The sequence below is a fragment of the Variovorax sp. J2L1-78 genome, assembly GCF_030317205.1.
Classification (GTDB): Bacteria; Pseudomonadota; Gammaproteobacteria; order Burkholderiales; family Burkholderiaceae_C; genus Variovorax; species Variovorax arabinosiphilus.
Window position 1 is genome coordinate 854632 of sequence record NZ_JASZYB010000002.1, and the last position, 19685, is coordinate 874316.

The following is a 19685-nucleotide window of genomic DNA, read 5'->3' on the forward strand; positions in this document are numbered from 1 at the left end:
CCGCTACGGCGGGCCAGCCGGACTTCTCGTAGGCGAAAACCCTCGTCGGCCATTTGCCCGATGCCGACGGACGGCGGTCCACTGCGCGCGTTTGTACGGATAGGCAGCGGTCAGGCCCGGGCTAAGCTGGCGCGGCTCTTGCGTGTGAAATATTCACAAACGTGAAAGTTTTACCTGACTCCGCCCCCAGCCCCATGAACAGACGACAGCCCTTCACCGCCGCATCCGGCCCCGCACCGGACGCCGGGTCGGCACACCGCATCCATTCGGTGATCGACCTGTGGCTGGGCGAGCAGTTGAGGCGCCGGCGCAAGGCCATGGGCCGATCTCTGCTGCATGTGGCGCAGGCGGCCGGCATCTCGGTGAGCCTGCTGAGCCAGCTCGAACGCGGCTTGCGCTCCATTTCGATGCGCACGCTCGAGGCGCTCGCGCACGAACTGCAGCTCCCGATGGAAATGCTGGTGCGCAACAGCACGCACGGCGACGCGCAGGACGAGGTCGACGGCGCGGTGGTGCGTGTGGGCGCGCACCGCCGCATCGACCTGGGCGACAAGGGCATCCACAAGGAAAACCTGACGCCGCCGGCCGCGACCGGCCACGTCGAGCTCTACCGCGCGGTCATCGAGTCGGGCGGCTCGACCGGTGACGAACTCTTCTTCACCCACCGTGGTGAGCAGGTCGGCTACGTGATCGAAGGCCAGCTCGAACTCTTCGTCAATGACCGGCTGCTCAAGCTGCATGCCGGTGACAGCTTCTGCTACGACGGCAGCACGCCGCGCCGCTGGCGCAACCCCGGCCCCACGCTCACCACCGTGCTGTGGGCCATCACCCGCGCTCCCCATTCCCCCGTGCCTCCCCTCCCGCAACCGTCCACCCTCCAAGGAAAGACACCATGAAGCTCCCCGCACTTGTCGCTTCGCTGTTCGCGGCGCTCGCGTTGACGATCACGGCACCGGCCTCGGCCCAGGCCGTGCTGAAGGTCGGCTCCACGCCGACCGGCAGCCCTTTCACTTTCCTCGACACCAAGACCAACACCATCGATGGCGTGATGTCGGACATCGTGAAGGCCGTCGGCAAGGAGGCCGGCTTCGAGGTGCAGATCGAGGCGATGCAGTTCTCCACGCTCATCAGCTCGCTCACCACCAAGCGCATCGACCTGATCTCGGCGGCCATGTTCATCACGCCGGTGCGGCTCGAGGTGGTCGACTTCTCGCAGCCGATCTACAGCTATGGCGAAGGCGTGGTCGTTCCGGTGACCGACAAGACGGGCTACGTCACGATGGCCGACCTGAAGGGCAAGCGCGTCGGCGTGCAGGTCGGTACCGCCTTCGTCGATCCGCTGCAGAAGAGCGGCCTCTTCACCGAAGTCAAGCTCTACGACACCACCGCCGACCTGATGCGCGACGCCAACGCCGGCCGCATCGACGCGGGCTTTCTCGATTCGCCGATCGCGGGCTTCGCGATCTCGCGCGGCCTGTTCCCCAACCTGCGCATGGCGACGACCTTCAAGCCGACCATGGTCAACAGCATCGGCATCGCAACGCGCAAGGGCGACACGGAGACGATGGGCAAGGTCAACGCCGCGCTCACCAAGCTCAAGGCCGACGGCACGATCGACGGCATCCTGAAGAAGTGGGGCCTGGCGTCCTGATCGGCGTGCACGGCCATGCTCGTGTTGCTCGAACGCATCCGGGAGTACTTCCCGATCCTGCTGCAGGGGGCCTGGCTCACCATCCTGGTGACGCTCGGCTCGCTGGCGCTGTCGACCGTGCTGGGCATGGTGTGGGCCGTCATGCGCGTGTCGGGCATCCGCTGGCTGGCGAACATCGCCACGACTATCGTCAACCTGCTGCGCGGCATCCCGATCATCGTGCTGCTGTTCTTCCTCTACTTCGTGATGCCGGACTTCGGCCTCTCGCTGTCGGCGGTGCAGGCCTCGATCCTCGGCCTGGGCATCGCGTATTCGGCCTACCAGTCGGAGAATTTCCGCGCGGGCATCGAAGCGGTCGACCATGGGCAGGTGGAAGCCGCGCGCGCCATGGGCATGGGCTGGCCGCTGATGATGCGGCGCGTGGTGCTGCCGCAGGCCGTGAAGATCGTGCTGCCGCCCTACGGCAACATCATGATCATGATGCTGAAGGACTCGTCGCAGGCCTCCACCATCACGGTCGCCGAACTCGCGCTGCAGGGCAAGCTGATCGCCACCTCGACCTTCCAGAACGCCACGGTGTTCTCGATGGTCGCGGTGATGTACCTCGTCATGTGCGTGCCGCTGATCCTCTTCGTGCGGCATCTCGAGAAGCGGAACAAGCCATGATCGAGATCCGCGGACTTCAGAAATTCTTCGGCACGCACCATGTGCTCAAAGGCGTCGACGCCTCGGTCGCCAAGGGCGAGGTGGTCTGCATCATCGGCCCCTCGGGCTCGGGCAAGTCGACCATCCTGCGCTGCATCAACGGGCTGGAGAGCTACAGCGGCGGCACCATCGACATCGACGGCGTGCACGTCGACCACCAGGCGCCCAGCATCAAGCAGATCCGCACCGAAGTGGCGATGGTGTTCCAGCGCTTCAACCTGTTCCCGCACCGCAGCGTGCTGGAGAACATCATCGAAGGGCCGGTCTTCGTGAAGGGCGAGCCGCGTGCGGGGGCCATCGACCATGCGAAGGAGTTGCTGGCCAGCGTGGGCCTCGCCGAGAAGATCGACGCGCGGCCTTCGCAGCTCTCGGGCGGCCAGCAGCAACGCGTGGCGATCGCCCGCGCACTGGCGATGAACCCCAAGGCCATCCTGTTCGACGAACCCACGTCCGCGCTCGACCCCGAACTGGTCGGCGACGTGCTGGACGTGATGCGCAAGCTCGCCGAAACCGGCATGACGATGGTCGTGGTCACGCACGAGATGCAGTTCGCGCGCGAGGTGGCCGACCGCGTGTTGTTCATCGACGGCGGCGTCGTGGCCGAGCAGGGCCCCTCGGCCGAGCTGCTGGGCAACCCGCAACACCCGCGCACGCAGGACTTCCTGCGGCGCGTTCTCCATCCGATGTGAAAGGCACCATGCCGCAAGAAGAGTTCTTTCCGTTGACGCCGTCGCTCTGGGCCGCGACCGCCGCGCCCGCGCCGGACACGGCGCCGCTCGACAGCGACGCGCAGGCCGACGTGGTCATCGTCGGCGCCGGCTACTGCGGCTTGAGCACGGCCTTGCACCTGGCCGAGCGCGGCGTGCGCGTGGTGGTGCTGGAGGCGCGAGAGGTCGGCTTCGGCGGCTCGGGCCGCAACGGCGGGCAGGTCATCCCCGGCCTCAAGCACGACCCGAGCGAACTGATCGCGATGTTCGGCGCCGAGAAAGGCCAGCGCCTCGTCGACTTCGCGGGGAGCACCGCGGACGCGGTGTTCGACCTGATCGACAAGCACCGGATGGACGTGCCGCATGTGCGGCGCGGCTGGATCCAGGGCTCGCACACGACGGATGCCCTCAAGCTGGCCGAACGCCGTGCGCGCGACTGGGGCGCGCAGGGCGTCGCCACACAGCTGCTCGATCGCGCAGAGACGGCACGCCTGCTCGGCACCGACAAGTATTTCGGCGGCTGGGTCGATCCGCGCGGCGGCGGCGTGCAGCCGCTCAGCTACGCGCGCGGGCTGGCACGGGCCGCGATCGCCGCCGGCGTGGTGATCCACACCGCATCGCCGGTCACGCAGTTGGCGCAGGCTGGCGGCAAGTGGCACGTCACCACGAAGCAGGGCACCAAGGTGGTGGCCGAACGTGTGGTGCTGGCCACCAACGGCTACACCGACGACCTCTGGCCGCAGCTGCGCAAATCCATCATCAACGCGAACTCGTTCCAGGTCGCGACCGAGCCGCTGGCCGAGCCGGTGCGCCGCAGCATCCTGCCCGAAGGCCATGTGACGTCGGACGCGCGCAACCTGCTGCTGTACTACCGCATCGACCACACGGGCCGGCTCATCATGGGCGGCCGCGGCAGCTTCCGCGAGCCCGATCCGTCGCAGCCCGGCAACTGGTCGCATCTGGAGAACGTGGTCGGCAAGCTGTTCCCGCAGGCGGCCGACGTGCCGATCGCCTACCGCTGGTGCGGGCATGTCGCGATCACGCGCGACTACATGCCGCACCTGCACGAACCGGCGCCGGGGTTGCTGATCGACATCGGCTGCCAGGGCCGTGGCGTCGGCCTGCAGACGCGCATGGGCCAGGCGCTGGCCGAGTACATCGCGACCGGCAACCAGCAGGCGTTGCCTGTCGCGCCGTCGAGCATCAAGCCATTTCCGCTGTACGGCCTGCGCCGGCTCTACGTCTCGGCCGTGATCGGCTGGTACCGGATGACCGACGGGGGCGTCTGAGCCGCCTTCGCGTCAGGCCGCGAAGGCGGTATCGACGAGCGCCTGCACGAAGCCCTTGTCGAGCCCCTTCAGCCCGAACTGGAAGCGGTAGAAGATGGTCCCGTAGATCTGGTCGTACAGCGCCTCGGCCGGCCGCTGCGACGCGATGCTGCCGTCGCGCTGGCCACGGCGGATCACGCGCACGCCCAGGGCGCGGCGAACGCTGAGGTAGCGCGCGACGAAGAGCTCCGAGTTGCCCGTCTCGGCCATGCACTCGGCCAGCACCGCCAGCTGCACCCGGCCCAGGTCGCCGCGCAGCGCCACCAGGTACTGCTGCACGTGGGCACGGATCGCCTCGGGCGGCGGCAGCGTTTCCGAGAGCGGCAGCATCACCGTCGCCTGGCGCATGTAAGCGTCGATCAACAGCTGCAGGCGCCCCTCCCACCACTTGTAGATGGTCATCTTCGACACGCCCGATGCGGCGGCGATGGCCTGGATGGTGGCGCCGCGCAGGCCTTCGGTGGCGCTCAGCCGGTAGGCGGCGTCGAGCACCGCGCTGGTCGCCGCGTCGGAGCGCGGGCGACCGCGGCGCCGGGGCGCGTCGGGCACTTCGGCATCGGAGGGCGGGGTGGCATGCATGTTGCGTCGGCTTTGCTGTACGCAGAGTATAGTTATTCAGCCGCACGATCGAAGCACCAAAAAAGGACACAGCCCATGACCGCCACGCCCGCAGCCGATGCACATGCGGCACGCGCCGATACCGGCGCGTCCCAGGTCGGCGTCTTTCAGGCCGGGGACGTGGTGCTCCAGTCCGGCCGCACCTTCCGCAACATGTTTCTGGTCTACAAGACCTTCGGCACGCTGAACGCCGAGCGCTCGAACGTCATCCTCTACCCGACCTCGTACAGCGCACAGCACACCGACATCGAGCACATGGTGGCCGAGGGCGGCGCCCTCGACCCGTCGAAGTACTTCATCGTCATCGCCAACCTGTTCGGCAACGGGCTGTCGAGCTCGCCGTCGAACACGCCCTGGCCCGACGTGGGGACACGCTACCCCGACGTCACCTATTACGACGCGGTGCACGTGCAGCGCCGCATGCTGGCCGAGCTGTGGGGCATCGAGCGTGTGGCGCTGGTCTACGGCTGGTCGATGGGTGCCATGCAGGCCTACCACTGGGCGGCGCTGTTCCCCGACGCGGTGGACCGCATCGCCGTGGTGTGCGGCGCCGCGCGCTGCGCGCCGCACAACCGCGTGTTCATCGAAGGCGCGGCGCACGCGCTGATGGCCGACCCCGCCTGGCGCGATGGCGCGTTCACCGAGCGGCCCGTGCGCGGCCTGCGCGCCATGGGGCGCGTCTATGCGGGCTGGGCGCTGTCGCAGACCTTCTACCGCGACGAGATGTGGCGCCAACTCGGCGCCTCGTCGCTGGAGGACTACCTCGTCAGCAACTGGGAGACCACCTTCGCCCGCCGCGACCCGGCCGACCTGCTGGCGCAGTTCCGCACCTGGCAGACGGGCGACATCAGCGCCAACGCCCTGTACGGCGGCGACTTGAAGAAGGCGCTCGGCGCCATTCGCGCCCGCGTGCTGCTGATGCCCGGCGACCACGACCTGTACTTCCAGGTCGACGACAACCGCGCCGAGTTGCCGCACCTGCGCCACGGCGACCTGCAGCCCATTCCGTCGGTGTGGGGCCACCGCGCGGGCAACCCCAGTGCTGTCCACCAGCCCGAAGACCGGGCCTTCATCGAGACGCGCGTGAAAGCGCTGCTGGCCACATGAGCACCACGACCATCACCGACACCGAGGCACCGCGCACCGTGCGCAAGCCCGCCACCTTCCGTGTGAGCGCGCAAGAGCTGAAGGCACTGGCCGTGCGTTCCGACGCGGCCGGCGCGCGCCGCGCCCTCGGCCACCTGGGCGCCATCGCACTCGGCGGCGTCGCGCTGTGGCACGCGCTCGGCACCGTGTGGGCCGTGCCGCTCACGCTGCTGCAGGGCTACTTCATCGCCTTCCTCTTCAACGTGGTGCACGAGACCGCACACCAGACGGCCTTCCGCACCCGCGCCTTCAACCACGCGCTCGGCCACTTCGCCGGCTTCGCGGTGGTCCTGCCCTACGAGTACTACCGCGCTTACCACTGGGTGCACCACCGTCACACGCAGGATCCGGAGAAAGACCCGGAGCTGGCCAACCCGTTGCCGCGCACCCGTGCCGCCATCGCCTGGTACTGGACCGGCATGCCGATCTGGGTGGGTCGCGCGAAACTGCTCTGGCGCCACGGCGTGCTCGGCCGCGTGACCGTGCCGTGGGTGCCCGAAGACAAGCGCGGCCTGATCGTGCGCGAGGCGCGCGCCTACCTGGCGGGCTACGCGGCGATCGTGGCCGTGTCGATCGCCACCGGCTCGCTCGCCGCGCTGTGGCTGTGGGTCGTGCCGCTGATGGCCGGCCAGTTGTTCCTGCGCCCGTACCTGCTGGCCGAGCACACCGGCTGCGCCCACAGCAACGACATGCTGGCCAACACGCGCACCACCTACACCAACCGCTTCGTTCATTTCTTCGCGTGGAACATGCCCTTCCACGTGGAGCATCACGCCTACCCGGCCGTGCCCTTCCACGCGCTGCCGAAGCTCAACGCGATGCTGGCGCCGCACATCGTCAACACCGCGCCCGGCTACCCGGCCGCAACGGCGGCCGTGCTGCGCCATCTGCTGCCCACCGACACCCCCTTGCCTCACACGGAGAACACCTGACATGACCGCACTTTCGATCAACGGCGACCGCCTCTGGGCCAGCCTGATGTCCCTCGCCGAAATCGGCGGCACGCCCGCCGGCGGCGTGGCCCGGCTGGCGCTGACCGACCTCGACCGCCAGGGCCGCGAGCGTGTCATCGGCTGGGCGAAAGAGGCCGGCTGCACCATCCGCGTCGACCAGATCGGCAACATCTTCGCGCGCCGCCCCGGGCGTGAGAACGACGCGCCCGCGGTCGCTTCCGGCAGCCACATCGACACGCAGCCGACCGGCGGCAAGTTCGACGGCAACTACGGCGTGCTGGCCGTGCTCGAAGTCTTCCGCACGCTGAACGACCACGACATCCAGACGCGCCTGCCGCTCGAGATGGCGATCTGGACCAACGAGGAAGGCTCGCGCTTCGTGCCGGTGATGATGGGCTCGGGTGTGTACGCCGGCGCCTTCACGCTCGAGACCGCACTGGCCGCGGTCGACCGCGAGGGCATCAGCGTCGAGACCGCACTCAAGGCCATCGGCTACGCCGGCGAATCGCCGGCAGCAGTCTCGGCCGGCGCACCGCTCTTCGCGGCCTATTTCGAGGCGCACATCGAACAGGGCCCGGTGCTGGAAGACGCCGACGTCGTGATCGGCGCCGTCACCGGCGCGCTCGGCCAGCGCTGGTACGACATCACCGTGACCGGCCAGGAAGCCCACGCCGGCCCGACACCGATGGCGCTGCGCCGCGACGCGCTGCAGGCGGCCACCAGGCTCATGCAGGAGACGGTCGCCATCGCGCTGCGCCACGCGCCGCACGGCCGCGGCACGGTGGGCACCGTCGACGTGTTCCCCAGCTCGCGCAACGTGATCCCGGGCCGCGTGAAGTTCACGGCCGACCTGCGCAACATCGACGACGAGACGCTCTCGAAGATGGACGCCGAGATCCGCGCCGCCTGTGCCGAAGTCGCCGCCGCGACCAGGACGAAGGTCGACATCGAACAGGTCGTGTACTTCCCGCCGACCGCCTTCGCGCCGGCCCTGGTCGAAGGCGTGCGCCAAGGCGCGAAGACGCGTGGCTACAGCTGCATGGACGTGGTGAGCGGCGCCGGCCACGACGCGGTCTACGTCGCGAGCCAGCTGCCCGTGGGCATGATCTTCGTGCCCTGCAAGGACGGCATCTCGCACAACGAGGTGGAAGACGCCAAGCCCGAGCACCTGACGGCCGGCTGCAACGTGCTGCTGGACGCCATGCTCCTCGCCGCGGCCTGATTCAAGCCGCGTCGCCCGCCTCGCCCTCGTCGAGCTGCGGCGTCTGCCACCCCAGCAACTCGGCCAGCCGCAGCACCACCCAGCGCGCCTCGTCCGGGGACACGCCCGAGCCCGCCGAGCGCAGGCCGGCGTGGATGCGCTGCAGCACCTCGTCTTCCGACGGCACCTCGACATGCGCCAGGATGCGTGCCTGCTCGACCAGCGCGGTCGCCAGGTCTTCGCACACCTCGTAGCGCGCACGCACCACGCCGATGGGTTCGCGCAGGCGCTGGCGCACCGGGTCGCTGAACACGGCGAAGAAGGAGGGCGGGATATCGATCTGGTATTCGTCGGACATGGCCTGATCATGCCCGCGCAGGAGCCGGGGGCGGCCGCCGGGCGCGGTCATCGAGGGGTTCGAAGACCTCCACCACCCAATCGGAGAACGCGCGGATCTTCGCGCTCAGGTGCCGGTTGCCCGGGTAGATGAGCCGGAAGGTCTGCGGCGGCCGCGACCAGTCCACCAGCACGCTGCGCAGGCGGCCATCGGAGAGGTAGGGCGCGGCCGCGAAGCGGAAGGTCTGCCCGATGCCCAGGCCGCACGCCAGGGCGTTCACGTGGGCGGTGCTTTCGTTGACGGAGATCGCGCCCTCGGGCTTCACGGCGATGCGTGTGTCGCCCTGGTGGAATTCCAGCGGGAAGGCACGGCCGGTCAACGACGAGAAATAGCCGACCAGCGTGTGCGCCGTGGCGCTGAGTTCATCGGGATGCCGGGGCTCGCCGTGGCGGTCGAGGTAGGTGCCGGCGGCACAGGTCACCCAGTCGAGTTCGGCCAGGTAGCGGGCGACCATCGTGGTGTCGGGCATCTCGCCGCCGCGAATCGCGCAGTCGACGCCGTCGCCGACGAGGTCGATCGGGCGGTCGCTCACGCCCAGTTCCAGCTGCAGGTCCGGGTAGCGCACACGAAAGTCCGGCAGCGCCGGGATCAGGATGCGATCCGCCAGCACCGAACCCACGTCGACGCGGAGCCGGCCACGCAGTTGCGAGCGCGACCGGCGAGTGAGCTGGTCCATGTCTTCCAGTTCGGCGATGAGGTGCCGGGCGCGCTCGTAATACGCCGAGCCCTCGGCCGTGACGTGGACCTGGCGTGTCGTGCGCTGCAGCAGCTTGGCGTCCAGGTGCTGCTCCAGGTCCTGCACCAGCTTCGTCACGGTCGGGCGCGGGATGTTCATCGCGTCGGCCGTGCGCGAAAAGCTGCCGGTTTCCGCGATGCGAACGAACACCTTGAGCGCGAGAAGTTGGTCCATGCCGGGCGCCGATTATTCAGATCGATGAATTATCTTCTAGAAAAGTCGCCGTTTATTCCAGGGGATGAACTGAATAACCTCGAGCCATCTTTCATTCACGGAGAAAAAACATGGCTCAAAAACTCGCAGGCAAGGTCGCGGTCGTCACCGGCGGCACCACGGGCATCGGCCTGGCCGCCGCCAAGGCGTTTGCCGCCGAAGGAGCGTCGGTCTACATCACCGGTCGCCGGCAGTCGGAACTCGACGCGGCCGTGGCGGCCATCGGACCGGCCGCCGTCGGCGTGCAGGCCGACTCGACGAAGCTCGCCGACCTCGACACGCTGTACGACCAGGTAGCGGCGCGCCATGGTCGCATCGACGTGCTCTACGCCAACGCCGGCGGCGGCTCGATGCTGCCGCTGGGCGCCATCACCGAGCAGCACGTGGACGAGACCTTCGATCGGAACGTGAAGGCGGTGGTGTTCACGGTGCAGAAGGCGCTGCCCTTGCTCGACAAGGCCTTGAACGGCGCATCGGTCATCCTGGCCGGTTCCACCACCAGCGTGCTGGGCACCGCCAACTTCAGCATCTACAGTGCCACCAAGGCCGCGGTGCGCAACCTGGCGCGCAGCTGGATCCTCGACCTGAAGGGCCGCGCGATCCGCGTCAACACGCTGTCGCCCGGCCCGATCCACACCCCGGGGCTGGTGGAGCTGGCAGGCCCCGACAAGGCGCAGCAGCAGGGCCTGCTCGACTACCTGACGACGCAGGTCCCGCTCGGCCGCATGGGCCAGCCGGAAGACATCGCCAAGGCAGCGGTCTTCCTGGCCTCCGACGACGCTGCGTTCGTCAACGGCGTCGAACTGTTCGCCGACGGCGGACAGGCCCAGGTCTGATCGGCGACAACCAGGAGCACGCCATGCAAACCGCCCCCCAACTGCTTCGCACCTACCTCGCCGGCATCCAGACGCCGGCCGCCGCAGCCAGCCTCTTCGCCAGCGACGGCGTCCTCGAACTGCCGTGGATCCACGTCCGCGCGCAGGGCCCCGAAGCCATCGAAGCGCTGATCGCAGGCTTGCTGAAGAAGGTCCCCGCCTTCGGTTTCAAGAACATCAGGTTCTGGATCGAAACGCCGGAGAAGGCTTTCGCCGAATACGACGTCGAGGCCGCCGTGGCCGACTCGTCGAAGATCTACCGCCAGACCTATGCGGGGTTGCTGATCGCGGAGAACGGAAAGATCAGGCTGCTGCGGGAGGCGCTCGATACGGCGGCGGCCGCGAAGGCCTTCCAGCCGGATTGAGCGCCTCGCACAGCGCCGGGCTGTCGATGTCGCAGGCGAGCAGCCGTGCCGCCGCGGCACTGGCGCCGTCGCCCAGCGCGGCGCGGTGCAGGTGGGCGCGCACGGTGAAGTCGCGCATGCCGCTGCGCGCCGCGAGCTGCAGCATCTCGTCGATCCATGCGCCGGCCTGCGGCAGCGACTGGCGGGCCGCCAGCCCGCACAGCGCGTCGAGCGCATGGCATTTGCCCCACAGGTAGGCATCGGGCAGGCGCATGCAACGTGCGATGGCGTCCGTCAGGGTCTCGACGGCGCGTGCCGTCTCGCCCCGTGCGATGGCCACGCAACCCAGGCCGCGGCCCGCGATGCCTTCCCAGCAGGGGTCGCCGAGCTGGCAGCCGAGCGCGAACGCGTGCTCGAAGCGGTCCGACGCGGCGGCCACGTCGCCGCGCTGCAGATCGATTTCCGCGCGCAGCGATTCCGGCCAGGGCAGGAAGGCGGTCCAGCGGGACTGCGCCATGGCGATCGAACGGTCCAGCGCCTCGGCCGCGGCGTCCAGTTCGCCATGCAGCATCAGCGCGCGCCCCGACATCGACAGCGCATAGGCCAGCTGCCTGGGTTCGCCGATGCCGTTGGAGAAGGCCACGGCATCGAACAGCATCGCGATCGCCTCGGGGTAGTGCGCGGTGTCGCTGAGCGTCGCGCCGTGCACGATCGCGATGCGGCCCTGTTCGGCCCGGTCATCGCCGGCCAGGGGCCGTGCGCGCGCGAGCCAGACCTGCGCCCGTTCGTAGCGTCCGCGCAGGAACTCGACGTAGCCGAGCTCGCGGCAGGCGGCGGCCGCCAGCGGCGGCGAGGCGTCCTGCCCTACCGCCAAGGCCTCGTGCAGCGCGGTCGCACCTTCTTCGTCGTGGCCGCGGGCGGCGTGCACCAGCGCGCCGCCCAGGGCCAGGCGGGCGCGGGTGCGCAGCACCGGGTCGCCGGTGTGGTCCGCTTCGACGATGGCGCGCCGGAGGCACTGCAGGCCGGCGTCGAGTGCACCGGCGCCGATGGCGGCCTCGCCCGCTTCGAGCTGGGCGAGCGCAGCGACGCGGCCGGTCGCCGGCCGCGCAGTGGGCAGGGCCGTGACGGTGCGCGCCGCGGCCTCCAGCGTGGCGCCGGGTTCGATGCCGAGCTCGCGCCGGAACAGTTCGCGGCACGCCGCGGCCTGGCGGGCCGCGCCGACACCGTCGCCCGCGGCGGCCAGGCTGCGAACGAGCAAGGCCTGGAAGTTCTCGTCCAGCGGATTTCGGCGCACCAGGCGCGCAGCCAGGTCGGCGGCTTCGCCGGCCGCGCCGTTCGCCAGGCGTGTCAGCGCGGCTTCGCGCAGCACCGCCTCGGCCGTGGCCTGGAGATGGCGCCGCTCGGTCGCCAGCCAGACCTCGAAGGACGGGCTGCTGGCGAAGCCCATGCCTTCGAGCAGTTCGCGTCCCAGGCCCGGGACCGCCAGCGCCTGCGCAGAGTCGCCCTGGGTCAGGGCCTCGACATCGACATAGCGTTCGGGGTCGGGCGACAGCGTCGGCACGTTGCCGCGCAGGCCCGGGTCGCCGAGCAGGCGCCGCAGCTCGCTCAGGTTCCAGCGCAGCGCGGCCAGCGGGTCCTCGGCGTCTTCGAAGAGCAGCTCGGCGAGGTGCTGGCGCGTCGCGCGGGTGTCGCTTCGGAGCAGGTAGGCGAGCAGCGCCCAGACCTTGAGGCCGCGCGGCGCGGGCACCGCACGGCCGTCGCGTTCCACACGCGGCGCGCCGAGGAGATGGATCGCGAGGCCCATGGCCCGATGGTCGCGCGCGTGCCCGCAGGCTGCAAGCGCGGGCTCAGGCCTCGGCGGTGGTCGGGCCGATGACGTTCACGACCCGTGCCACCTGCGTGGCCGGAAAGCCGCCGCGCCGGGCATGTTCGCGCACGAGGTCTTCGTGGACCGCGTTGTAGATGCAGTACATCTTGTCGGCCGTCACATAGCTGTGCACCCACTGCACGTCGCTGCCCAGCGCCTGCAGCACGGCGCAGGATTTCTGGGAGACGGCTTGCAGTTCGTCGGCCTTGAGTTCACCGAGGCCGGGGATGTCGCGTTCGATCACGAATTGAGGCATGGCAGTTCCTTGAAGTGAAGAGGAGCTGCCCAGGTTAGGCACGGCCCGTGTGAGCGAGCGTGTGATGGAACGGCCGTTCGCGCTCAGGCGTGGCGCGCCTTCAGCACGCCCCCGGCGCGTACGAAATTCCCGGCGCCGAGGTGGTGGATCGTCTGCAGGTCGCCGTTGTCGTCGCGGAAGGACCAGTGCCCGTCCGAGAAGATGCGCGCATCGGCCGCGGCGGCCACCACTTCCGCGAAGCAGGTGTCGTAGGCGTCCTCGGTGTGGCGCTCGGGGATCAGGCGGCATTCGAGCCAGGCGGCGCAGCCGGCTTCGATCACCGGCAGGCCGAGCACCGGGCCCTGTGCGACCTCGATGCCGTGCTGCGCGAACTTGTCGGTCGTCCGGCCGCTGACGCTGCCGACAGCGTAGGTGAGGTCCACCAGCGCGGCGCCGGGGATGCAGATACCGAAGGCGCCGCTGGCTGCCACGAGCTCACGGGTGAAGGTGCTCTTGTCGATCACGACGGCGATGCGCGGCGGCGTGAATTCGACCGGCATCGACCAGGCCGCCGCCATCACGTTGCGGCGGCCGCCGTGCGCGCTGGTCACCAGCACGGTCGGTCCGTGGTTGATGAGGCGGCTGGCGTGTTCGAGGGCGACGGGGCGGAAATGGGTCATGGGACATCTTTCGGAACAAGGAGAGGGACGCAGCCCGCGTCGGACGTGCGACGATGCCATGGGTCCGCCGCCCTTGCAGCCACACGCCATGGAAATCGAGTTCAAGTTCCACATCCCCGCCGAGCGCCTGAAGACGCTCGAAGCCGCCGTGCGCCGCGCGCCGGTGCAGCGCACCCGTCTGCGGGCGCGCTATTTCGACACGGCGAACGGCACGCTGGCCGCGCACGGCGCCGTGCTCCGGCTGCGCCAGGAAGGCCGGCGCTGGGTGCAGACGGCCAAGGCGCTGGGCGAGGGGCCGCTGCACCGCCTGGAGCACAACGTCGACCTCGGCCTGGCGCGTGCCGGTGCAGCGCCGATGCCCGACGTGCAGCGCCACGCCGGCACGCCGGTCGGCGACACGCTGACGCGGCTGCTGGCCGACGCGGGCCAGCCGCTCGTCGAGACCTACGGCACCGACATCTGGCGCCTCACGCGCGTGCTGCGCACCCCCGGCGCGGTGGTCGAGCTGGCGCTGGACACGGGCACCATCACCGCCCACCCGGCCGATGGGGGTACGCCGCGCATGGCCGCCGTCTGCGAGCTGGAGCTGGAGCTGGTGAGCGGCAAGGTCGAGGGCCTGGTCGCGCTGGCCTATCGCTGGTCGCAGCAGCATCGGCTCTGGTTCGACACGGTGTCCAAGGCCGAGCGGGGCGAGCGGCTGCTGGCCGGCATCGCGCGCGGCCCGGCGGTGAAGGCCGCGGCCCCCCGCTACGCCACCGGCGACGGTTTTCCGTCGGGGCCGGCGGTGCAGCGGGCGGTGGTCGCCGCCTGCCTCGCGCAGATCCTGCCGAACGCCAGCGAGGTGGCCGCGGGCAGCGACGAGGCCGAGCACATCCACCAGCTGCGCGTCGGCATCCGCCGCCTGCGCACCGCGCTGCGCGAACTCGACGCGCTCGGCACGGGTTTCGATCCGGCCTGGGAGGCACCACTGGTGGCGGCCTTCCGCGCACTCGGGGCCCACCGTGACGCGGACATCGCGACGGCGGTCGTCGCCCCCGGCCTGCGTGCGGCCGACGCACCGGAGATCACGCTGCCCGCCGACGCGACCGAGGCGCCGTCGCCCGGCACCGTGGTGCGCAGCCCGGGCTTCCAGGCGGCGCTGATCGGGCTGATCGGCTTCGCGGCGCAGCCGTTGCCGTCCGAGGGCATGGCGCCGGCCGAGGCGCGCCGCCACCTGCGGGGGCAGCTGCGCACGCTGCACGACCGCGCATGCAAGGACGGCAAGCGCTTCGACACGCTCGACATCGCCGCGCGGCACGCGGTGCGCAAGCGCCTCAAGCGGCTGCGCTACCTGGCCGAGTTCGTCGCGCCGCTGTTCGACGCCACCCGGGCCGGGCGCTACCTCGAGCGCCTCACGCCGGCGCAGGACGCGCTGGGCCGCGCCAACGACGAGCAGGTGGCGCTCGGCGTCTACCGCGCGGCCGCCGCGAGCGATCCGCGCGCCTGGTTCGCGGTCGGCTGGTTGAGCGCAAGGCAGGCGGAAGGCGTACAGACAAGCCGCCGTGCACTGCGCAAAATGGCCGATGCCCCCCGCTTCTGGAAGAAACGGTAGCGGGCCTGCCGGCGCCGCCGCCCGCCCCTGGTCCGCGTTTCGTCGAGCTCGTATGAACCCTCTCTCCGATTTCTGGAAGAAAAAGAACCCGGGTCGGCCACCGGCCGCCCCCCGGGATGCTGCGCCCGCCGCCGCGCCGGACCCGGCCACGGAGCAGCCCCCGGCGTCACCCCGGTGGCACAGCTACGACTACGAGCCGCCCGCGACCGTCTTCGTCGGTGTGCCGAAGCTGGGCGAGGTCGAGGCGCTGGCCGGCACGCGCGCCGGCCGGCCGGCACTGGCGGCCGCCGTGGTGCTGGCGGTGACGGCCGGCCTGTGGTGGTCGAACGAGCGCTTCGACGCGGAGACCGGCGTCGGCGAAAGCCGAACCATGCGTCTGGCCGACGGCAGCCAGCTGCAGCTGGACACCGACACCGCCGTGGACATCGAGGTCGGGGGCAGGGAGCGCCGCGTCGGTCTGGCGCGCGGCGGGATCTATGTCGAGACGACCTCGGTGGCGCCGCGCCCGCTGCTGATCGACGCGAGCATCGGGCAGGTGCGGGTGCACGACGGCGCGCTGTCGGTGCGGCGCGACCGCGACGGCAGCGTGGCCGTCGCGGTCGAGCGCGGCGAGGCCGAGGTCGTGGGCACCGCGCTGGACGAACCCGCCGTGCTGCGCGCAGGGGACGTCCTGCGCTTCGACCGGCGCGTGCACTCGGGTGTTCGGCATGAGGAGGCGCCGCGCGCACTGGCCTGGCGCCAGGGCGAACTCCAGTTCGAGAACGAGGCGCTGGGCCGGGTGATGGACGAGGTGCGCCGCTACGACCGGCGCCTCTGGTACGGACCGGTGGGTGTGGTGGCCGAGACGCGGCTGAGCACCGTGGTGGCCTTCGACCACATCGACGATTGGCTCGACACGCTGCCCCAGACCCTGCCGCTGGACATCGTCCGCGTCGGCCCGGTGGTCTGGGCCCGCGAGCGCGGGGCGCCGGCGGCGCGGCCTGCCGAGGCCTTGCGCTGAGGCCGGGGCGGCGCGGTCCCCGCCTACTTCAGCTTCCGCGCTTGGCGCATCGGCGGCGCCGTCCGGGCATTCACAGTGGCCCCATTTTCTCGCGATGGTCGCCCCATGAAGTCCTCCCAACTCATCCATCTCTGCCGGAAGGCCGTCAACGCCTGGATCGACGACTTCGCGCCCAGCATGGGCGCCTCGATCTCGTACTACACGGTGTTCTCGCTGGCGCCGCTGCTGGTGATCGTGATCGCCATCGCCGGCGCGATCTTCGGGCGCGAGGCGGTGCAGGGCGAGATCGTCTCGCAGCTGCAGGGGCTGATCGGCCGCGACGGCGCGCTCGCGGTGCAGGGCATGATCCAGAGCGCCAGCGAGCCCGGCAAGGGGCTGGTGGCCGGCGGCATCAGCATCGTGGTGCTGCTGGTCGGCGCGACCACCGTGTTCGCCGAGCTGCAGAGTTCGCTCGACCGCATCTGGCACGTGCCCGAGGCCGAGAAGCCGAGCGGTGTGTGGGCGGTGCTGCGGGCACGCGTGCTGTCTTTCGGGCTGATCCTGGGGCTCGTCTTCCTGCTGATGGTGTCGTTGCTCGTCAGCGCCGCGGTGGCCGCCTTCGGCAGCTGGGCCGGCGGGCTGATGCCGGGGTCGGAAGTCCTGCTGCTGGTGCTGAACACCGCGATCTCGGTGGGCATCACCACCGTGCTCTTCGCGATGATCTACAAGCTGATGCCGACCGCCCGCATCGCCTGGCGCGACGTGTGGGTGGGCGCCATCGTGACGGCCGTGCTCTTCGAGGTCGGCAAGACGCTGATCGGCCTGTACCTCGGCAAGAGCGGCGTGGCCGAGACCTTCGCCGCGGCGGGCTCGCTGGTGGTGCTGCTGGCCTGGGTTTACTACGCCGCGCAGGTGTTCCTGCTGGGCGCCGAGTTCACCAAGGTGTATGCCGACGAGCACGGCTCGGTGGCCGGCGCCAAGGCGGTCGCCAGCACGCAGGCCACGGCAGCGGCCGCCGAGGCGGGCACCGACGCCGCACCGGCCGCCGTGGCCGCCGGCGCGGTGCCCCCCGCCGGCACGCGCCCGCGTGCCACGACGGCGCGGCTGGCGAGGACGGCATCGATGCAACGCAGCATCGAGCGCCGCATGCACACCGCCTCGGCCACGCTGGTGCGCCAGGTGCTGCTGCTCGCGGTGGCGACGGTCGCGAGCGCGGCCGTCACGCGCTGGCAGAAGCGCCAGCGCCGGGCCGCCAGGCAGGGCCGGCGCGGCGTGCGCGCCTGAGGCGGAGGCGAAGGCGGTTCGCTACTTCGGCGCCTTCGCGGCGCGCACGGTCGCGTGCTTGCGCACCGGGCTCGACAGCACCAGCGACGTGGTCACCGCGCCATCCACCGCCAGGGCATCCACCACGCGCTCCAGGTCGGCCGGCTCGGCGATGGCGCACCGCACGACGAAGCAATCCGCACCGGTCACGCGATCGGCGCTCAGCACCTCGGGCATGGCCTCGAACAGCGCCAGGTAGCGGGCGATGCACGCGTGGGTGGTCTCGATGCGGACGATGGCCTCCAGGCCCACGCCCAGGGCGCGCAGGTTGACGCGCGCGCCGTAGCCTTCGATGACGCCGGCGCTCTCGAGCTTGCGCACGCGCTCGCTCATGGCCGGTTGCGAGAGCCCGATGCGCTTGCCGAGCGCCGCCAGGCTCTGGCGCGCATCGGTCTGCAGGGCTTCCAGGATCAGGCGATCCTTCTTGTCGATGTTCATGGGAGGGGTGATGGGGTCTCGGTGCCGATGAGCGATCGGTTGGCACGGCGGATTTTCGATGAGTCGCCATTCGTCCATTGCCCGTGCGCCGCTATCGTGGCCCGACCTCATCCTGGAGAACCCATGCAACTCGTCGGAATGCTCGACTCCCCCTACGTGCGGCGCGCCGCGATCTCGCTGCGGCTGCTGGGCCTGCTCTTCGAGCACCGGCCGATCTCGGTGTTCAGCACCTTCGAGCAGTTCCGCGCGATCAACCCGGTGGTGAAGGCCCCGACGCTGGTCTGCGACGACGGCACGGTGCTGATGGATTCGACGCTGATCATCGACCATGCCGAGACGGTGGCCGGGCGCCGCCTGACGCCCGCCGATGCCGCCGGCCGGCTGCGCGACCTGCGCCTCACCGGGCTGGCACTGGCGGCCTGCGAGAAGACCGTGCAGATCGTCTACGAACGAAATCTGCGGCCGGCCGAGAAGCAGCACCAGCCCTGGCTCGACCGGGTGCAGGGCCAGCTCGCCGCGGCCTGTGCGGCGCTGGAGCAGGAACTGGCGGCCGCCCCGCTGTCGGCCGAGCCGCAGGCCATGACGCAGGCTGGCGTCTCGGCCGCGGTGGCCTGGGCCTTCCTGCAGATGATCCTGCCGGATGCGATCGACCCGGCAACGTGCCCGACGCTGGCCGATTTCTCGGCCCGTGCGGAACGCACGCCGGCGTTCGAGGCGGCGCCGCAGGTCTGACGCGCGCTCAGCCGAGAAAGCGGAGAAGCGCCGGGATCACCTGCTCGGGCGCTTCCTCCATCAGCCAGTGGCCCGAGCCTTTGACGATCACGCCTTCAACGTTCGTCGCCACCATCTTTCCCTGCTCGATCAGGAAACTGCCGCCGGCCTTCTCGCCGGAGAGCACCAGCATCGGCATGGGCAGCGGCGTCTTGCCCAGTTCGGCGAATTCCGCCGCGTCGCGCTCGAAGGCCTTGAAGTACTCGAAGCCGGCGCGCATGCCGCCCGGTTGCGCATAGGCCTTGGCGTAGAGGCGGCGGTCGGCCTCGGGCACCGAGTGCTTCGGGTCGGCCGCGAAGTCGTTCCAGAAGTGCTCGAAGTAGATGCGCTCGCGGCCTTTGACCAGCGCCAGCGGCGTGGTGCCGTGGAAATGGAAGTGCCACAGGTCGCGCAGCAGCCAGACGTTCTGCCAGGGGCCGATGCCGGGCAGGAAGGCATCCATGAGCACCACGCGCTCGGTCTCGGCCGGGAACTGCGCGGCGTACGCGTAGGCCACCATCAGGCCGATGTCGTGGCCGACGATGCTGGCCTTGGCGATGCCGAGCGACTTCACCAGTTCATGGATGTCGACGGCCATGTTCTTCTTCTCGTAGCCGGTCTCGGGCTTGGCCGAGTCGCCGGCGCCCCGCAGGTCGGGAACGATCACGGTGTGGGTCTTGGCCAGCAGCGGCATCAGCGGGTTCCACATGTGGCCGGTTTCGGCATAGCCGTGCAGCAGCACGACCGCTGGGCCGCTGCCCCCGATGCGGTAGTGGATGCGCGTGCCGTTGACGTCGGCGAAGCGCGAGCGGAAGCCGGCAACGGCGTCGGTGGTCGGCGCGGCGTGGGCCGTGCCGCCGAGGGTGAGCGCGGCGCCAAGGCCGGCGGCGCCGGCGATCAGGGCGCGGCGGGTGGGGAGGGGGCTGTCGGTGGTCATGGTGCAGGTCC

General features: G+C 70.3%; 22 protein-coding genes. 14 read left to right on the plus strand and 8 right to left on the minus strand.

Features of this window, described 5'->3' with window-relative positions; translation table 11 throughout:
- Positions 1 to 194 precede the first annotated feature (194 nt).
- From QTH86_RS17955 to QTH86_RS17975, 5 genes are read left to right on the plus strand one after another with little or no spacing between them, the layout of a single operon-like run.
- Positions 195 to 896 carry a helix-turn-helix domain-containing protein gene (locus QTH86_RS17955; protein ID WP_286647557.1) on the plus strand — a complete coding sequence of 234 codons (702 nt, stop codon included), beginning with the start codon at positions 195 to 197 and terminating at the stop codon, positions 894 to 896.
- Positions 893 to 1651, plus strand: coding sequence for an ABC transporter substrate-binding protein (locus QTH86_RS17960; protein ID WP_286647558.1), 759 nt, complete (start codon positions 893 to 895; stop codon positions 1649 to 1651). The genes QTH86_RS17955 and QTH86_RS17960 overlap by 4 nt, the downstream gene beginning before the upstream one ends.
- A gap of 15 nt (positions 1652 to 1666) precedes the next feature.
- Complete coding sequence (locus QTH86_RS17965) at positions 1667 to 2317, plus strand: amino acid ABC transporter permease (protein ID WP_286647559.1); 651 nt, start codon at positions 1667 to 1669, stop codon at positions 2315 to 2317.
- Entirely contained in the window at positions 2314 to 3045 is a 732-nt protein-coding gene (locus QTH86_RS17970) for an amino acid ABC transporter ATP-binding protein (RefSeq protein WP_286647560.1), read from the plus strand. Before QTH86_RS17965 ends, QTH86_RS17970 begins: the two co-directional genes overlap by 4 nt.
- An 8-nt stretch (positions 3046 to 3053) precedes the next feature.
- The gene (locus QTH86_RS17975; protein ID WP_286647561.1) at positions 3054 to 4352 is read left to right on the plus strand and encodes an NAD(P)/FAD-dependent oxidoreductase; all 1299 of its coding nucleotides are present in this window, start codon (positions 3054 to 3056) and stop codon (positions 4350 to 4352) included.
- 12 nt (positions 4353 to 4364) lie between these two features.
- Here QTH86_RS17975 and QTH86_RS17980 read toward each other — a convergent pair whose 3' ends face one another.
- Positions 4365 to 4970, minus strand: coding sequence for a TetR/AcrR family transcriptional regulator (locus QTH86_RS17980; RefSeq protein ID WP_286647562.1), 606 nt, complete (start codon positions 4968 to 4970; stop codon positions 4365 to 4367).
- 75 nt (positions 4971 to 5045) lie between these two features.
- On the opposite strand from QTH86_RS17980, the gene QTH86_RS17985 reads away from it, so the two are divergent.
- From QTH86_RS17985 to QTH86_RS17995, 3 genes are read left to right on the plus strand one after another with little or no spacing between them, the layout of a single operon-like run.
- Entirely contained in the window at positions 5046 to 6116 is a 1071-nt protein-coding gene (locus tag QTH86_RS17985; protein WP_286647563.1) for an alpha/beta fold hydrolase, read from the plus strand.
- Positions 6113 to 7087, plus strand: coding sequence for a fatty acid desaturase (locus QTH86_RS17990; RefSeq protein WP_286647564.1), 975 nt, complete (start codon positions 6113 to 6115; stop codon positions 7085 to 7087). Before QTH86_RS17985 ends, QTH86_RS17990 begins: the two co-directional genes overlap by 4 nt.
- 1 nt (position 7088) lies before the next feature.
- Positions 7089 to 8330, plus strand: a complete 1242-nt coding sequence (locus tag QTH86_RS17995) for a Zn-dependent hydrolase (RefSeq protein ID WP_286647565.1) — start codon at positions 7089 to 7091, stop codon at positions 8328 to 8330.
- 1 nt (position 8331) lies between these two features.
- Here QTH86_RS17995 and QTH86_RS18000 read toward each other — a convergent pair whose 3' ends face one another.
- Positions 8332 to 8667 carry a hypothetical protein gene (locus QTH86_RS18000; RefSeq protein WP_286647566.1) on the minus strand — a complete coding sequence of 112 codons (336 nt, stop codon included), beginning with the start codon at positions 8665 to 8667 and terminating at the stop codon, positions 8332 to 8334.
- Between the two features lie 7 nt (positions 8668 to 8674).
- Positions 8675 to 9616: a LysR family transcriptional regulator gene (locus tag QTH86_RS18005; protein WP_286647567.1), complete on the minus strand. Its 942-nt coding sequence runs from the start codon at positions 9614 to 9616 to the stop codon at positions 8675 to 8677.
- A 110-nt stretch (positions 9617 to 9726) separates the two neighbouring features.
- Between QTH86_RS18005 and QTH86_RS18010 the strand changes: the two genes are divergently transcribed.
- A complete protein-coding gene (locus tag QTH86_RS18010; protein WP_286647568.1) occupies positions 9727 to 10491 on the plus strand; it encodes an SDR family oxidoreductase in 765 nt (254 codons plus the stop codon).
- 23 nt (positions 10492 to 10514) lie between these two features.
- The gene (locus QTH86_RS18015; RefSeq protein WP_286647569.1) at positions 10515 to 10895 is read left to right on the plus strand and encodes a nuclear transport factor 2 family protein; all 381 of its coding nucleotides are present in this window, start codon (positions 10515 to 10517) and stop codon (positions 10893 to 10895) included.
- Here QTH86_RS18015 and QTH86_RS18020 read toward each other — a convergent pair.
- The 3 genes from QTH86_RS18020 to QTH86_RS18030 form a co-directional block, all read right to left on the minus strand.
- Positions 10834 to 12678, minus strand: a complete 1845-nt coding sequence (locus QTH86_RS18020; RefSeq protein ID WP_286647570.1) for an AfsR/SARP family transcriptional regulator — start codon at positions 12676 to 12678, stop codon at positions 10834 to 10836. The genes QTH86_RS18015 and QTH86_RS18020 overlap by 62 nt on opposite strands.
- 43 nt (positions 12679 to 12721) lie before the next feature.
- The gene (locus QTH86_RS18025; protein ID WP_286647571.1) at positions 12722 to 12997 is read right to left on the minus strand and encodes a DUF4242 domain-containing protein; all 276 of its coding nucleotides are present in this window, start codon (positions 12995 to 12997) and stop codon (positions 12722 to 12724) included.
- A gap of 83 nt (positions 12998 to 13080) precedes the next feature.
- The gene (locus QTH86_RS18030) at positions 13081 to 13656 is read right to left on the minus strand and encodes a flavin reductase family protein (RefSeq protein WP_286647572.1); all 576 of its coding nucleotides are present in this window, start codon (positions 13654 to 13656) and stop codon (positions 13081 to 13083) included.
- An 88-nt stretch (positions 13657 to 13744) separates the two neighbouring features.
- Between QTH86_RS18030 and QTH86_RS18035 the strand changes: the two genes are divergently transcribed.
- From QTH86_RS18035 to QTH86_RS18045, 3 genes are all read left to right on the plus strand, one after another.
- Entirely contained in the window at positions 13745 to 15247 is a 1503-nt protein-coding gene (locus QTH86_RS18035; protein WP_286647573.1) for a CYTH and CHAD domain-containing protein, read from the plus strand.
- A 52-nt stretch (positions 15248 to 15299) separates the two neighbouring features.
- Complete coding sequence (locus tag QTH86_RS18040; protein WP_286647574.1) at positions 15300 to 16247, plus strand: FecR family protein; 948 nt, start codon at positions 15300 to 15302, stop codon at positions 16245 to 16247.
- Between the two features lie 105 nt (positions 16248 to 16352).
- Positions 16353 to 17510 (plus strand): YihY/virulence factor BrkB family protein, encoded by a 1158-nt coding sequence (locus QTH86_RS18045; protein WP_286647575.1) that lies wholly within the window; start codon positions 16353 to 16355, stop codon positions 17508 to 17510.
- A 21-nt stretch (positions 17511 to 17531) separates the two neighbouring features.
- Here the strand turns inward: QTH86_RS18045 and QTH86_RS18050 are convergent, their stop codons facing one another.
- Complete coding sequence (locus tag QTH86_RS18050; protein WP_286647576.1) at positions 17532 to 17987, minus strand: Lrp/AsnC family transcriptional regulator; 456 nt, start codon at positions 17985 to 17987, stop codon at positions 17532 to 17534.
- 123 nt (positions 17988 to 18110) lie between these two features.
- On the opposite strand from QTH86_RS18050, the gene QTH86_RS18055 reads away from it, so the two are divergent.
- Positions 18111 to 18719, plus strand: a complete 609-nt coding sequence (locus QTH86_RS18055) for a glutathione S-transferase (RefSeq protein ID WP_286647577.1) — start codon at positions 18111 to 18113, stop codon at positions 18717 to 18719.
- 7 nt (positions 18720 to 18726) lie between these two features.
- On the opposite strand, the gene QTH86_RS18060 is transcribed toward QTH86_RS18055, so the two are convergent.
- Positions 18727 to 19674 carry an alpha/beta fold hydrolase gene (locus QTH86_RS18060; protein WP_286647578.1) on the minus strand — a complete coding sequence of 316 codons (948 nt, stop codon included), beginning with the start codon at positions 19672 to 19674 and terminating at the stop codon, positions 18727 to 18729.
- Positions 19675 to 19685: the final 11 nt, after the last annotated feature.